Below are 13,823 nucleotides of genomic sequence, written 5' to 3'. Positions count from 1 at the left end.
CCGTTTTCCGATGGACACCGCAACCCTTGCCGTCGCCCTGCTCGCGTTCTTCGCGGTCGGCTACTTCGTGCTCGCGGGCGCCGACATCGGCACCGGCATGCTCGCCCCGTACCTGGGGCGCGGCGACGCCGAGCGCCGCCTGGTGATCGCGTCGTTCGCGCCGTTCTTCCTCGGCAACGAGGTGTGGCTCATCGCTGTGGCGGGGCTGCTCATCGGCTGCTTCCCGGATCTTGAAGGGGAGCTTCTGAGCGGCCAGTTCGTGGTGGTCGTGCCGCTGCTTGCGGGCTGGGTGGTGCGCGACGCGGGTCTGTGGCTGCGCGGCCGGGCCGGTGGGCGGCGCTGGCGCGCGCTGTGCGACGGGGCGGTGCTGTGCGGCAGTTGGACGCTCGCGCTCGCCTGGGGCTGGCTGCTCGCCGCGCTGTTCGGTGGCACGCCGGGCGAGGTGGCCACGGGCCCGGGCGCGGTGCTCACCGCACTGGCCGTCGCCGCCCTGTTCGCGGCGCACGGGTTGGGCTTCGCGGCGCTGCGCCTGACCGGGGATCCGTACGCACGCGCGCGGGTCCTTGTGGGCCGCTCCGGCGGGCCCTGGCAGTCCTTCGCCCTGACCGCCGTCCTGATGGCCGCGCTCCCGCTGCTCGCGGGCGCCGGGCTGCCGCTGCGCGGCTCGGCCGCGGACGGCGCGACGCTCGCCTTTCTGGTGCCCGCGCTGCTCGTCGTCACGCCACTCCTGGTCGCCGTGCAGGCGTGGACGTGGCGCACCTTCCGGCACCGGGTCACACGCCCCTCGTACCTCTGAGCCACCACTCGTACCGCTGTCACCAGCCCGTATCCGGTCCCAGGAGTTCTCATGAAGTACGCACTCGCCGTGCTCGGTGGTCTCGTCGGCGGCTTTGTCGCCGGTGAGCTGGTCGCGGTGGCCATCGGGGTCACCGCGCATGCCGCCTTCGGCGCGGACATGCCGTTCGTCCTCAAGCTCATGCCGCTCTACCTCGCGCTCGCGGGCGCGGTGGCCGTGCCGCTGTTCGTCGCCCGGTCCGCACGCGCGCGTGGCCCGGCCTCCCGCCCGTACGACCCGAACAACCCCTATGGAGACGCCCGATGACCCTTCGGGAGAGACGGTCGGTCCCGACGGCGCCCTTACGGGAGAGACGGCGGCCCGCCTCTTTCAGGGCCGGGCGGGCGCTTCCGACGGGACCGGCTCGTCCGGCGGCAGGTCCGCGGAGGGGGCCGGGTCGTCCTTCGGCTCCGTGTTCCGGCTCGTCGTGCGCAGCACCCGCTGCAGCCGGGCGAGCGGCGGTCCGCCCCGGCCCCGGTGGCCGAGCACGCGCGGGTCGTCCGTCACGTCGTACCGCTTCACATAGGCACCGAGGAACGCCTGGAGCGTGGCCACCGCGGGAATCGCGATCAGCGCGCCGACCGCGCCGAGCAGCGCCGTACCGGCTATGACGGACCCGAACGCCACCGCCGGATGGATGTCCACGGTCTTCGCGGTGAGCTTGGGCTGCAGCATGTAGTTCTCGAACTGCTGGTAGACCACGACGAACGCGAGCACCCACAGCGCGTACCAGGGGTCCTCCGTGAAGGCGATCAGCATCGGCAGCGCGCCCGCCAGATACGTACCGATGGTGGGCAGGAACTGCGAGACCAGGCCGACCCACACCGCGAGCGCGGGCGCGTAGGCCACCCCGAGGGACTGGAGCAGGATGTAGTGCGCGATGCCGGAGATCAGCGCCATAAGGCCGCGCGAGTAGAGGTAGCCGCCGGTCTTGTCGACCGCGATCTCCCAGGCCCGCAGCACCTCGGCCTGCTTGGCGGGCGGCAGTACGGAGCACAGTGCGCGGCGCAGGCGCGGCCCGTCGGCCGCGAAGTAGAACGAGAACAGCAGCACCGTCAGGATCTGGAAGAGCCCGCCGAGCACCTGCGCGGAGACGTCCAGGACGCCGCTGGCGCTGTTCTGGACGTACTTCTGTAGCCAGTCCGAGTGCACCAGGCTGTCCTGTAGTTCGACCCGGGACAGCGAGGTGTGGAAGGTCGTGTTCATCCAGCTGATGACCGAGTCGAGGTACTCCGGGAAGTCCTCGACCATGTCCACGATCTGGCCCGCGAGCATCGAGCCCAGCATCGCGACGAACCCGGCCCCCGCGATGATCACGCCCAGGAAGACCAGCGCGGTGGCGAAGCCGCGGCGCATCCCGCGCTGCGCCATGCGGCTCACCGCGGGCTCCACGGCGAGCGCCAGGAAGAACGCGATCAGGATGTTGATCAGCAGCCCGGTGAGCTGGTGGAAGGCCCAGCTGCCGAGTTGAAAGCAGGCGATCAGACCGAGGGCGAGAATCATCGCCTTCGGCAGCCACCGGGGCATACGGCCGTCCCGCCAGTCCGGAGTCGGCCGCTCAGCCCTCTCGGGCGTCTCGGCAGGCATCTTCGGCGGCGGTACCGCGTCCTGGAGCGTGTCTTCACTGGGTGCCACGGAGCCAGTCTCGCGTACGCAACCGACAATCGGGCACACGTGCCCGCCGTACGCCGCCCGGGTCCCGGCAGAGCCGCAGGCACGCGCCGCCCGCGCACCCTCAGGTGGCGTTCCTCACCTGCGGTCGGACGGGATCGTGCCCTGCTCCGTCTCCGGGATGCCCATCGCGCTGCACACGGCGCGCCAGACGTCCCTGGTCTCCCAGCCGGCATCGAGTGCCTCGTGCACCGTGCGCCCGCCGAGCTCCGACATCACGTGATCGCGCGCGAAGGAGTCGGCGTATCCCGCGCCGAACTGCTCCGCCATCCGCTCCCAGAAGACCGTCAACCGCATGACTCCAGTATCCAGCCCCTGAGGGTGGGCCCGGGCCGGAGTGGCTGCCGGGGAGAAACCCGCCGCCCTACGGTTCGGTGCATGGCCGAATCCCGAGCATCAGGAGCGCCCGCAGGACCCGTCGGCGCCCCGCTTCCCCCGCTCTCCAGGCTCGCCCGCGCCGAGCACTTCATGTGGCTCACCGCGCGCGTGCTCGAGCAGCGCAGGTTCGCCCACCACTTCCTCAGCGGCTCCGCCGACGCGGTCGAGACCGCCCTGGACGCGTACCGCACCGAGGACGAGGGCTACGGACACGGGCTCGAGCCCGATCTGCGCGGCCCCGTGAGCCAGCCGCTGCACACGGCGCACGCGCTGCGCGTCCTGGACGCGATCGGGCGCTGCGCGGGCCGCCGGGTGGAGCGGGTGTGCCGCTACCTGTCCGCGGTGTCGACCCCGGACGGCGCGCTGCCCGCGGTCCATCCCGCCCAGCGCGGCTACCCCATGGCGCCCGGCGTCGCGATCGTGGACGACCCGCCGAGCGACCTGATCGCCACCGGGCCGGTGGTGGGCCTGCTGCACCGCAACGAGGTCTGGCACGCGTGGCTGTTCCGCGCCACGGACTACTGCTGGGCGACGGTCGAATCCCTGGAAAAGCCGCACCCGCGCGAGGTACGGGCGGCCGTCGCCTTCTTGGACGGCGCCCCGGACCGGGCACGCGCGCGGGCGGCGGCCGACCGGCTCGGCCGCCTGGTCAGGGAGCAGCGCCTGGCGGTGCTCGCCCCGGGGCGGCTCGGGGAGTTTTCCGTCGCCTTTGAGACCGCCCCGGGCGAGCCGTACTTTCCGCACGACTACGCGCGCGTGCCGGAGTCGTTGGCCCGTTCCTGGTTCACGGACGAGGAGATGGCCCGCTCCCTCGACCGCCTGGAGGGCGAGCAGGCCGAGGACGGTGGCTGGCCGGTCCGCGGGCGCCAGTGGGCGCCGGGCACCGCTCTGGAGCGGCGGCCGGTCGTCACCGTCGAGGCGCTGCGCACCCTGCGCGCTTACGGTCGCAGCCTGGACCGTCCCACCCGGCCCCCGGCCCCGCGCCCGCCCTCCGACCGCGACTGACCGGTGCCCGGCGTCGCGGTCAGCCGAGGGCCCGTATGCCCGCCGTGACGAGGACGGCGGCCGCGATGATCACCAGGAAGGGCGCCCGCAGCAGGAACGCGATCCCGGCGGCCACCAGCCCCGCACCTTTGGCGTCCAGAACGAGCTCGGTGCCCTCGGCGAACGTCTGCTGGGCGGTGAGCGCGGCGAGCAGCGCCACGGGGAGCAGGGCGGCGAGCCGCTGCACGAGAGGACGCTCCAGGACACCGGCGGGGACCAGAAGGCCGATCAGCTTCACTGCGTAGCAGCCGACGACGGTCAGGGCGATGGCGATCCAGATGTTCAACGGTCGTCCTTCTGTGGTGCGTGGTTTTCGTCCTGGAGCGCTTGGGCGTCCTCGTGTGGGGTGTGCGCTTCGCCGTGTGGCGCGTGGTGTTTGTCCCGTACGCCGGTCCGTCGGCCCTCCACGTAGAGCACCAGGGGCGCGGCGAGGGCCGCCACCAGGACCGGCACGCCCGCGGGCAGTACGGGCAGGAGCCCGAGGCCGAGCAGGATCGCGAGCACCGCGACGGCCCGCTCGGTCGCCGTGCGCAGCATCGGCGCGAGCAGCGCGAGGAAGGTCGCGGGCCCGGCGGCGTCGAGCCCCCAGGCGTCCGTGTCACCGATGGCCTCGGCGCCGACCGCTCCGATCAGGGTGGTCAGGTTCCACAGCACGTACAAGGTGAGGCCGGTGACCGCGAAGCCGAGGCGCCGGGCCCGCCGGGAGGGCTGGGCGAGCGTCACGGCCGTGGTCTCGTCGATGACCCAGTGGGCGGCGAACGGCCGCACCGCGCACGGCAGTTGGAGCAGCTGGGACAGCTGCAGACCGTAGAACGCGTTGCGCACGCCGAGGAAGAAGGCGCCCGCGGCTGCGGTCACCGGGTTGCCGCCGCCCGCGAGCGCCCCGACCAGCGCGAACTGCGAGGCGCCGGTGAACACCAGGAGGCTGAGCGCACAGGTCTGCAGCAGCGTCAGGCCGTTGCCGACCGAGGTCACACCGAACGCGAACCCGGAGAGCCCGACGGCGAGGCCGACGCCGAGCGAGTCGCGTACGACGGCCCGGTCCGGCTTGGCCGCTTCCTGCCCGTCGGGGCCCGGTAGCCCGGTGTCCTGTCCTACTCGGCTCCCGGTTCCGTTCCCGTTTCCGTTTTCGGCGACGGAACCATCAAGGTCGTCTCCGGGACATATAGCTGCGGATGCTGTCTGTTCTGCCACGTCGGAGACGGTAGGCGGAGCTCCGGAACCCGGTCTTGTACGTTCTTGCGCTCCCGCTGGTAGGCGCCGGGCGGCACCCCGACGATGCGGGTGAAGTGCCGGTTCAGATGCGGCTGATCGGTGAAGCCGACGGCGACGGCCGCCGCGGCGGGCGTCGTCCCGGCGTCGAGCAGGGCGCGGGCCTTGCGCACGCGCGCGTTGGTGAGCCACGCGTGCGGCGGCAGGCCGTACTGCCGCTTGAAGGCGCGCAGCAGCGCGAACGGGCTGGTGCCGAGTTCGGCGGCGAGTTCCTCCAGGGTCGGCGGCTCGGCCAGGCGTTCCTCGAGCAGCTCGCGGGCCAGCTCGGCCTTGCGCACCCCGGCGGAGCCCGGCGTGCGGGCGGGCAGCGGCCCTCCGTAGCGGCGCAGCAGCCGGGCCACGAGGATCCGCAGGACGCTGTCGGCGGCGAGCGCGTTGCCCTCCTCGGCGGCCCGGTGCACCTCGCGGATGAGCCGGGCGCCCTGCGGGTCGGGCACGTCGACCTCGGTGAAGCCGACGGTGCCGCGGATGGCCGTGGTCTCGGCGGCGATGTCGGCGACGACCCGCGCGGAGGGGTAGAGCGTGGCGTACACCCAGCCCTCCGGGGTCCCCGCGTGCGCGGAGTGCGGCACCTCGGGGTTGATCATGACGACGGTGCCGGGCACGGCGTGCACGGTGCCGCCAGGCATCTGGACGTCCTCGACGCCACCGGAGACCGCCCCCAGCACATAGCCCTCATGGCTGTGCCGGGCGAAGGAGTGCCGGACGTAGCGGGCGCGCAGCAGGTCGATGCCGGGCAGCTGCTCGTGCTGCCAGTACCGCGCCCACTCCCGGCCGGGCCCGCCCGGTGTCTCCTCCGCGCTCTCTCGTACGTCGGCACGCCTGGCCCCCGGCCCCCGGCGCCCCGCCTTCCGCACGCCGCCGCGCACGTCCCCGGCCCTGGCCCCCGCCTTCTCGTCACCGCCCCGCACGACCCCGGCCCCCGCCGTCCCATCACCGCCCCGCACGTCGTCGGCAGCGCCCCGTATGTCGTCGGCCATACCCGTTCCCTCGGCCATGCCCGCATTCTCGCAGTCACCTTCTCGCAGTCACCACGGCCGAGCTGCCGCCGCCGCGGACGTCACCGCGCCCCCGCCGCAGCAGTCCCCGCATCCGACCGGCCCCGTCCAAGGCGGCGTTTACGCAGGTCCAGCCGATTGTCAGTGGGGCGGTGCACGATGGGGGACATGGCAGGGACAGCGCTCGACTCGTTCTCACCCGCGACCCGCAGCTGGTTCACGGGTGCCTTCTCCGCGCCCACGGCCGCCCAGGAGGGCGCCTGGCGGGCCATCGAGGCGGAGTCGGACGTCCTTGTCGTGGCCCCGACCGGCTCGGGCAAGACCCTGGCCGCCTTCCTCTCCGCGCTCGACGGCCTCACCCGCACCCCGCCGCCCGCCGACCCGAAGAAGCGCTGCCGGGTCCTGTACGTCTCGCCCCTGAAGGCCCTCGCGGTGGACGTGGAGCGGAACCTGCGCTCCCCGCTCACCGGCATCCGGCAGGAGGCCGTGCGCCGCGGCCTGCCCGAGCCCGAGGTGCGGGTCGGCATCCGCTCCGGTGACACCCCGGCCGCCGAGCGCCGCTCCCTGGCCACCCGGCCCCCGGACATCCTGATCACCACCCCCGAGTCGCTGTTCCTGATGCTCACCTCCAGCACGCGCGAGGCGCTGACCGGCGTCGAGACGGTGATTCTGGACGAGGTGCACGCGGTCGCGGGCACCAAGCGCGGGGCCCATCTGGCGCTCTCCCTGGAGCGGTTGGACGAGCTGCTGCCCCGGCCCGCCCGCCGGATCGGCCTGTCCGCGACGGTCCGCCCGGTGGACGAGGTGGCCCGGTTCCTCTCCCCGCAGCGCCGCGTCGAGATCGTCCAACCGCACTCCGGCAAGGAGTTCGACCTTTCTGTAGTGGTGCCGGTCGAGGACCTGGGCGAGCTGGGCGGCTCCCCGGTCGCGGACGCGAGCGGAGATGGTGCCGGTGCGGACCGCCCCTCCATCTGGCCGCACGTGGAGGAGAAGATCGCGGACCTGGTCCAGGCGCATCGCTCCACGATCGTCTTCGCCAACTCCCGCCGCCTCGCGGAGCGCTTGTGCAACCGCCTGAATGAGATCGCGTACGAGCGCGCGACCGGCGAGCCGCTGCCCGAGCACCACTCCCCGGCCGAGCTGATGGCCGAGTCCGGCGCCGCCAAGGGCGCCCCGCCGGTGCTCGCCCGCGCGCACCACGGCTCGGTCTCCAAGGAGCAGCGCGCCCTCGTGGAGGAGGACTTGAAGGCGGGCCGCCTGCCTGCGGTGGTCGCCACCTCCAGCCTGGAGCTGGGCATCGACATGGGCGCCGTGGACCTGGTCGTGCAGGTCGAGTCGCCGCCGTCGGTGGCCTCCGGGCTGCAGCGCGTGGGCCGTGCCGGGCACCAGGTCGGCGCGGTCTCCACGGGCGTGGTGTTCCCCAAGTACCGGGGCGACCTGGTGCAGTCCGCGGTCGTCACCGAGCGGATGCGCTCCGGCGCCATCGAGTCCCTGAAGGTGCCCGCCAACCCCTTGGACGTGCTTGCCCAACAGCTCGTCGCCATGACCGCGTTGGACACCTGGCAGGTGGACGACCTGCTCGCGATGGTCCGCCGTGCCGCGCCCTTCGCCTCGCTGCCCGAGTCGGCGTTCACAGCCGTCCTCGACATGCTCGCGGGCCGCTACCCCTCGGACGCCTTCGCGGAGCTGCGCCCGCGCGTGGTGTGGGACCGCGTGGCCGGTACGGTCACGGGCCGCCCCGGGGCGCAGCGTCTGGCCGTCACATCGGGCGGCACCATTCCCGACCGCGGCCTGTTCGGGGTGTTCCTCGCGGGCGCCGACCCGAAGAAGGGCGGCGGCCGTGTGGGGGAGCTGGACGAGGAGATGGTCTACGAGTCCCGCGTGGGCGACGTGTTCACGCTCGGCACCAGCTCCTGGCGGATCGAGGACATCACCCGCGACCGCGTCCTGGTCTCCCCCGCGCCCGGTGTGCCCGGACGGCTGCCCTTCTGGAAGGGCGACCAGTTGGGCCGCCCGCTCGAACTCGGCCGCGTGCTCGGCGCGTTCCTGCGCGAGATCGGCGGCCTGCCCCAGGAGGACGCCCGTCACCGGCTCGCCGCCGCGGGGCTCGACGCGTGGGCCGCGGACAACGTCCTGGCGTATCTGGAGGAGCAGCGCGCCGCCTGCGGCCATGTCCCGGACGACCGCACGATCGTGGTGGAGCGGTTCCGTGACGAGCTGGGCGACTGGCGGGTCGTGGTGCACTCCCCCTTCGGCGCCCAGGTGCACGCTCCCTGGGCACTCGCCCTCGGCGCCCGGCTCACCGAGCGGTTCGGCATGGACGCCCAGGTGATGCATGCCGACGACGGCCTGGTCCTGCGCCTCCCGGACGCCGACCTGATGGGCCTCGACCTGCTCGACCAGGATCCGGCACACACAGGACATGCGGGCACGGAGTACGACGCGGAGCAGGCGCCGGTCGGCGCCGCCGACGTCGTCTTCGACCAGGGCGAGGTCGACCGGGTCGTCACCGACCAAGTGGGCGGCTCGGCCCTGTTCGCCTCCCGGTTCCGCGAGTGCGCCGCCCGGGCCCTGCTGCTGCCCCGCCGCAACCCCGGTCGGCGCACCCCGCTCTGGCAGCAGCGCCAGCGCGCGGCCCAACTCCTTGAGGTGGCGAGCGAGTTCGGCTCCTTCCCGATCGTCCTGGAGGCGGTCCGCGAGTGCCTCCAGGACGTCTTCGACGTCCCGGGCCTGGCCGAGCTCATGGGCGACATCACCGCCCGCCGGGTCCGCCTCGTCGAGGTGACCACCCCCGAGCCGTCGCCGTTCGCCCGCTCGCTGCTCTTCGGGTACGTCGCCCAGTTCCTCTACGAGGGCGACTCACCCCTGGCCGAGCGGAGGGCCGCGGCGCTCTCCCTGGACTCCCGGCTCCTGGCCGAGCTCCTGGGCCAGGCGGAGCTGCGCGAACTGCTCGACGCGGACGTGCTCACCGAGCTGGAGCGCGAGCTGCAGTGGCTGACGGACGACCGCAGGGTCAAGGACGTCGAGGGCGTCGCCGACCTGCTCCGCGTGCTCGGCCCGCTCACCGGCGCCGAACTGGCCGAGCGCGGCGCCGAACCGCAGTGGGCCGACGAACTGGCCGCCGCCCGCCGCGCCATCCGCGTCCGGATCGCGGGCGCCGACCACTGGGCGGCCGTCGAGGACGCGGGCCGTCTGCGCGACGCCCTCGGCACCGCGCTCCCCGTCGGCGTACCGGAAGCGTTCACGGAGCCCGTGAAGGACCCGCTGGGCGACCTGCTCGCCCGGTACGCCCGTACGCACGGCCCGTTCACGTCCGCCACCGCGGCCGCCCGCTTCGGCCTGGGCACGGCGGTCACGGAGGGCGCCCTGCGGCGTCTGGCGGCGAGCGGCCGAGTCATGGAGGGCGAGTTCCACCCCGCGGGCATCGGCCAGGAGTGGTGTGACGCCACCGTCCTCCGGCGGCTCCGCCGTCGCTCCCTGGCCGCCCTGCGGCACGAATTGGAGCCGGTCCCGCCCGCCGCGCTCGCCGGGTTCCTGCCGCAGTGGCAGCACGTCGGCGGGCAGGGCCTACGCGGCATGGACGGCCTGGTGCGCGCCATCGAGCAGCTGCAGGGCGCCTCGGTCCCCGCCTCCGCCCTGGAGAAGCTCGTCCTGCCCTCCCGGGTGCAGGGCTACACCCCGGCGCTCCTGGACGAGCTCACCACCACCGGCGAGGTCATCTGGGCCGGGGCGGGCGCCCTGCCCGGCAAGGACGGCTGGGTCTCCCTCTACCTCGCCGACAGCGCCCCCCTGCTGCTGCCCGAGCCGCACCCCCTGGAGCTCACCGCCCTCCAGGAGTCGATCATGGCGGCACTCTCCGGTGGGTACGGCCTGTTCTTCCGGCAGATCACCGACCAGGTCCGCGCCACCACGCACCCGGACGCCACCGACCCTCAACTCGCCGACGCTCTCTGGGAACTGGCCTGGTCCGGTCGGCTCACCAACGACACCCTGGCCCCCATGCGCGCCCTGCTCGGCTCGGGCCGCACCGCAGGTGCCACGGCCCACCGCGCCAAGCGCCACGTGCCCCGCGGACGGTACGGCTCGCTCACGGCAGCGGCGAGAACGGGCGGACGGCCCGTCTCCCGCACCGGCCCGCCCACCGTCACCGGCCGGTGGTCGCTGCTGCCCGAACGCGAGCCGGACCCCACCGTGCGCGCCCACGCCCTGGCCCGCACCCTCCTCGACCGGCACGGCGTCGTCACCCGGGGCGCCGTCGCCGCCGAAGGAGTGGAGGGCGGTTTCGCGGCGACGTACCGCGTCCTGTCCGCCTTCGAGGACAGCGGCCAGGCACGGCGCGGCTATGTCGTCGAGGGCCTGGGCGCCACCCAGTTCGCGATGGACGGCGCGGTGGACCGGCTGCGCGCGGCGGCGAACGCCCGCGACCGCGGGGACGCCCCGGCCGAGCGCGCGGTGGTCCTCGCCGCCGCCGACCCGGCCAACGCGTACGGCGGCGCGCTCCCCTGGCCCGAGCCCCCGACGGGCGCCGGTCACAAGCCGGGCCGCAAGGCGGGCTCCCTGGTCGTCCTGGTCGACGGCGAGCTCACGCTCTACATGGAGCGCGGCGGCCGTACGCTCCTCGCCTGGCCCTCCACCCCCGAAGCCGCCGATGCCGCGGCCCCGTTGGACGACCCCCGGCTGAACGCCGCCGCCGAGGCCCTGGCCGCGGCCGCCCGCGCGGGCACCTTGGGCACGGTCACGGTGGAGCGGATCAACGGCGCGGCCGCCCTGACCGCCCCCTTGGGCACACTCCTGGAAGGAGCCGGATTCCTGCCGACACCCCGCGGCCTACGCCTGCGCGCCTGACGGCCCAGAGGGTGTCTCTCCGATCTTTGCGGATCAGGTCTTTGCGGATCAGGGAGACACCCCCTGAGGCCCCCTCGGCTCCAGACGGACAAGGCACCCTGGATCTCCCACCCCTGACACTGGATCTCCCACCCCTGACAAAACCCCGCCCACAACCCGGATCGAAGCCTCATGCCCGAAGGAGACACCGTCCACCAGGCCGCCGACCGGCTGCACGCCGCCCTGGCCGGACGCGCCCTGACCCGGTCCGACCTGCGCGTACCCAAGCTGGCCACGGCGGACCTCACCGGGCGTACCGTCCTCGACGTCACCCCGCGCGGCAAACACCTGCTCGCCCGGGTCGAGGGCGGCCTCACCCTGCACTCGCACCTTCAGATGGACGGCTCCTGGAAGGTCTACGCCCCCGGCGAGCGCTGGCGCGGCGGCCCCAACCACCAGATCCGCGCGATCCTCGGCAACGCCGAGCACACGGCCGTCGGCTACCGCCTCCCCGTACTCCAACTGCTCCGCACCACCGAGGAGCACCGGGCCGTCGGCCACCTGGGCCCGGACCTCCTCGGCCCCGACTGGGACCCGGATCAGGCGCTGCGCAACCTCCTGAGCGGCCCGGACCGTCCCCTCGGCGAGGCCCTGCTCGACCAGCGCAACCTCGCGGGCATCGGCAATGTGTACAAGTCCGAGGTCTGCTTCCTGGTCGGCGCCACCCCCTGGCTTCCGATCGGTCAACTCCCCCGCCCGGAACGCCTGGTCACCGCCGCCAAGAAGCTCCTAGAAGCCAACCGGAACCGCCCAGTCCGAAACACCACCGGCCGCCGCGGCGAGGCGGCCGTGTACGTGTACGGCCGCGCACCCCGCCCCTGCCTCCGCTGCGGCACCTCCCTCCGCACCGCCCCACAGGGCGAGGCCGGCCGCGAGCGCCCCACGTACTGGTGCCCCCGCTGCCAACAGGGACCAACTCCCTGATCCCCGCTCCCTTGGGCCTCCATCCCTCCCCTCCTCCCCCTTCCCCTCCCTCTCCCCCGCCCTCTCCCATCAATTGACGCCCCGTCAGATCATTTCGTACGGTCCGTCCATGCCCCTCATGGCGTACGACCTCACCGGCCGCACCGCGTTCGTCACCGGCGCCGCGAGCGGCATCGGCCGCGCCACCGCCGTACTGCTCGCCGAGGCGGGCGCCACCGTGCACTGCGCGGACCGCGACGAGCACGGTCTGCACGAGACCGCTACCGCCATCAAGACCACCGCCGACGCCAAGGCCGCCCACACCCACCGCCTCGACGTCACCGACCGTGCCCAGCTCCGGAGCGCCGTCGAGCAGGCCACGCGCGCCACCGGGCGGCTCGACATCCTGGTGGCCGTGGCCGGTGTCATGCACAGCAGCCCCGTCCTGGAGACCACCGACGAGGACCTGGACCGCGTTCTCGCGATCAACTTCAAGGGGATCCTGTACGCCTGCCAGTACGCGGCCCGGGCCATGGTCGCGGCCGGTACGCGCGGCAGCATCGTCACCATGGCCTCGGGCGCCGTCGACACCGGCGCCCCCGGGCTGCTCTGTTACGGCGCGGCCAAGGCGGCCGTCGTCCAGCTCACGAAGACCCTGGCCACCGAACTGGGCCCGCACGGCATCCGCGTCAACGCGGTGGCCCCCGGCTGGATCCGCACCCCGATGACCGAGCGGCACAACAACAGCGAAGTCCAGGCGCATACCGAGGAGTTGATGTCGAGGATGGCGCCGCTCGGCCGCGTCGGCCGCCCCGAGGAGATCGCGCAGGCCGTGCTGCACCTCGCCTCGGACGCGGCCTCCTTCACGACCGGTCAGATCCTCCGCCCGAACGGCGGCGTCGCCATGCCGTGGTGACCCCGGCCCGCAGCCGGACCACCACCCGCCGGTGCACGGACGGTCCGCGCGCGGACCGCCGCTTCGCGGCCCGCTCTCCCACGGCCTGCGCCCACGGCACACAGTGCACCGGCAGCAGACTGAGTCCCCAGCCTCCCGCGACGACGACGCCCTCGACGGTGCCCGCCGCCTGCGGCACCACGGCAAGCCGCAGCACCGCCCACCACCACACCACGCCGCCCCCGAGGGCCACGGCAACGCCGAGCAGCCTCAGGACCGACCCCCTTCGAGCCCCGCGCCAAGCCATGGAAGCCTCCTCCGGCCGACGCTAAACCCGCACGTTCACCCACGGGGAGGGCGCACGGGAAGCGCAGGAAGCACAAGAAGCACAGCACCCGGGGGGGACCGAACAAGAACGAGAACAAACAGTCCAGAACAGAGCAGACCCGAGCGGTCCGAACAACCTCTCAGCCGTTCTCCGCCTGGAACATCCAGTGATGCTTCTCCAGATCCGCCGTGATGCCGATGAAGATGTCCTGGCTGACCGGGTCCGCCTCGCCGGTGGCATCCACCCGCTCCCGCATCCGCGTGATCACCGCGCCGAGCGCGTCCACCAGAGTCCGCACCGCGTCCGCGTCCTTGACCCAGCCGTCCGGCACACTGCCGATCCCGCTGGCCGAGGCCACCGTCCCGGACCGCCCGTCGGGCGAGACCCCCAGCGTCGCGGACCGCTCGGCCACCGTGTCGGAGTGCGTCCGCGCGCTGTCCACGACCTCGTCGAGCTGGAGATGGACGGAGCGGAAGCGCGGCCCGACCACGTTCCAGTGCACCTGCTTGGCCACGAGTGAGAGGTCCACCAGATCGACGAGGGCGCCCTGCAGGGCCTCGGAGACGGTCTTCAGGTCAGCGTCGGGCAGCGGACTCTTCACGACGTACATGCGAT

The 13,823-nt window shown here is 73.4% G+C and carries 13 protein-coding genes; 6 read left to right on the top strand and 7 right to left on the bottom strand.

The features are described 5' to 3' along the window. Positions 1-10 precede the first annotated feature (10 nt). Together ACWD10_RS08645 and ACWD10_RS08640 are read left to right on the top strand one after the other, a co-directional pair. Positions 11-796 (top strand): cytochrome d ubiquinol oxidase subunit II, encoded by a 786-nt coding sequence (locus ACWD10_RS08645; RefSeq protein ID WP_451088407.1) that lies wholly within the window; start codon positions 11-13, stop codon positions 794-796. Positions 797-847: 51 nt separating this feature from the next. Then, positions 848-1,102 (top strand): DUF5957 family protein, encoded by a 255-nt coding sequence (locus ACWD10_RS08640; protein ID WP_451088405.1) that lies wholly within the window; start codon positions 848-850, stop codon positions 1,100-1,102. A 63-nt stretch (positions 1,103-1,165) separates the two neighbouring features. Here ACWD10_RS08640 and ACWD10_RS08635 read toward each other — a convergent pair whose 3' ends face one another. Then, positions 1,166-2,362 (bottom strand): AI-2E family transporter, encoded by a 1,197-nt coding sequence (locus tag ACWD10_RS08635; RefSeq protein WP_451088795.1) that lies wholly within the window; start codon positions 2,360-2,362, stop codon positions 1,166-1,168. Between the two features lie 222 nt (positions 2,363-2,584). Next, positions 2,585-2,803, bottom strand: coding sequence for a DUF3046 domain-containing protein (locus tag ACWD10_RS08630; RefSeq protein ID WP_451088403.1), 219 nt, complete (start codon positions 2,801-2,803; stop codon positions 2,585-2,587). 81 nt (positions 2,804-2,884) lie between these two features. Here ACWD10_RS08630 and ACWD10_RS08625 point away from each other — a divergent pair, with 81 nt between their 5' ends. Further along, positions 2,885-3,889, top strand: a complete 1,005-nt coding sequence (locus tag ACWD10_RS08625; RefSeq protein ID WP_451088401.1) for a hypothetical protein — start codon at positions 2,885-2,887, stop codon at positions 3,887-3,889. 19 nt (positions 3,890-3,908) lie between these two features. On the opposite strand, the gene ACWD10_RS08620 is transcribed toward ACWD10_RS08625, so the two are convergent. From ACWD10_RS08620 to ACWD10_RS08610, 3 genes are read right to left on the bottom strand one after another with little or no spacing between them, the layout of a single operon-like run. Next, positions 3,909-4,214 (bottom strand): AzlD domain-containing protein, encoded by a 306-nt coding sequence (locus tag ACWD10_RS08620; RefSeq protein WP_451088399.1) that lies wholly within the window; start codon positions 4,212-4,214, stop codon positions 3,909-3,911. Continuing rightward, the gene (locus tag ACWD10_RS08615; protein WP_451088397.1) at positions 4,211-5,122 is read right to left on the bottom strand and encodes an AzlC family ABC transporter permease; all 912 of its coding nucleotides are present in this window, start codon (positions 5,120-5,122) and stop codon (positions 4,211-4,213) included. Before ACWD10_RS08615 ends, ACWD10_RS08620 begins: the two co-directional genes overlap by 4 nt. Beyond that, a complete protein-coding gene (locus ACWD10_RS08610) occupies positions 5,023-5,940 on the bottom strand; it encodes an AraC family ligand binding domain-containing protein (protein ID WP_451088793.1) in 918 nt (305 codons plus the stop codon). The genes ACWD10_RS08615 and ACWD10_RS08610 overlap by 100 nt, the downstream gene beginning before the upstream one ends. Before the next feature lie 426 nt (positions 5,941-6,366). Between ACWD10_RS08610 and ACWD10_RS08605 the strand changes: the two genes are divergently transcribed. The 3 genes from ACWD10_RS08605 (at position 6,367) to ACWD10_RS08595 (ending at position 12,901) form a co-directional block, all read left to right on the top strand. Continuing rightward, the gene (locus ACWD10_RS08605) at positions 6,367-11,043 is read left to right on the top strand and encodes an ATP-dependent helicase (protein ID WP_451088395.1); all 4,677 of its coding nucleotides are present in this window, start codon (positions 6,367-6,369) and stop codon (positions 11,041-11,043) included. 171 nt (positions 11,044-11,214) lie between these two features. After that, positions 11,215-12,006, top strand: coding sequence for an Fpg/Nei family DNA glycosylase (locus ACWD10_RS08600; protein WP_451088393.1), 792 nt, complete (start codon positions 11,215-11,217; stop codon positions 12,004-12,006). A 109-nt stretch (positions 12,007-12,115) separates the two neighbouring features. After that, on the top strand, positions 12,116-12,901 hold the full coding sequence (locus tag ACWD10_RS08595; RefSeq protein WP_451088391.1) for an SDR family NAD(P)-dependent oxidoreductase: 786 nt from the start codon (positions 12,116-12,118) through the stop codon (positions 12,899-12,901). Here ACWD10_RS08595 and ACWD10_RS08590 read toward each other — a convergent pair. After that, positions 12,849-13,187 carry a hypothetical protein gene (locus ACWD10_RS08590; protein WP_451088389.1) on the bottom strand — a complete coding sequence of 113 codons (339 nt, stop codon included), beginning with the start codon at positions 13,185-13,187 and terminating at the stop codon, positions 12,849-12,851. The genes ACWD10_RS08595 and ACWD10_RS08590 overlap by 53 nt on opposite strands. 160 nt (positions 13,188-13,347) lie before the next feature. Further along, positions 13,348-13,818: a Dps family protein gene (locus tag ACWD10_RS08585; RefSeq protein ID WP_451088387.1), complete on the bottom strand. Its 471-nt coding sequence runs from the start codon at positions 13,816-13,818 to the stop codon at positions 13,348-13,350. Positions 13,819-13,823: the final 5 nt, after the last annotated feature.

The organism is Streptomyces sp. NPDC002851, assembly GCF_053591935.1.
Note: the sequence above shows the minus strand (reverse complement) of the source record. Positions and strands in the feature narration are given on the sequence as shown.

Bases quoted from the DNA above. Each gene is read 5' to 3' on its own strand.
- ACWD10_RS08600 (WP_451088393.1), top strand. From the start codon at position 11,215: ATGCCCGAAGGAGACACCGTCCACCAGGCCGCCGACCGGCTGCACGCC.
- ACWD10_RS08585 (WP_451088387.1), bottom strand. From the start codon at position 13,818: ATGTACGTCGTGAAGAGTCCGCTGCCCGACGCTGACCTGAAGACCGTC.
- ACWD10_RS08590 (WP_451088389.1), bottom strand. From the start codon at position 13,187: ATGGCTTGGCGCGGGGCTCGAAGGGGGTCGGTCCTGAGGCTGCTCGGC.
- ACWD10_RS08605 (WP_451088395.1), top strand. From the start codon at position 6,367: ATGGCAGGGACAGCGCTCGACTCGTTCTCACCCGCGACCCGCAGCTGG.
- ACWD10_RS08640 (WP_451088405.1), top strand. From the start codon at position 848: ATGAAGTACGCACTCGCCGTGCTCGGTGGTCTCGTCGGCGGCTTTGTC.
- ACWD10_RS08595 (WP_451088391.1), top strand. From the start codon at position 12,116: ATGCCCCTCATGGCGTACGACCTCACCGGCCGCACCGCGTTCGTCACC.
- ACWD10_RS08630 (WP_451088403.1), bottom strand. From the start codon at position 2,803: ATGCGGTTGACGGTCTTCTGGGAGCGGATGGCGGAGCAGTTCGGCGCG.
- ACWD10_RS08625 (WP_451088401.1), top strand. From the start codon at position 2,885: ATGGCCGAATCCCGAGCATCAGGAGCGCCCGCAGGACCCGTCGGCGCC.
- ACWD10_RS08635 (WP_451088795.1), bottom strand. From the start codon at position 2,362: ATGCCCCGGTGGCTGCCGAAGGCGATGATTCTCGCCCTCGGTCTGATC.
- ACWD10_RS08645 (WP_451088407.1), top strand. From the start codon at position 11: ATGGACACCGCAACCCTTGCCGTCGCCCTGCTCGCGTTCTTCGCGGTC.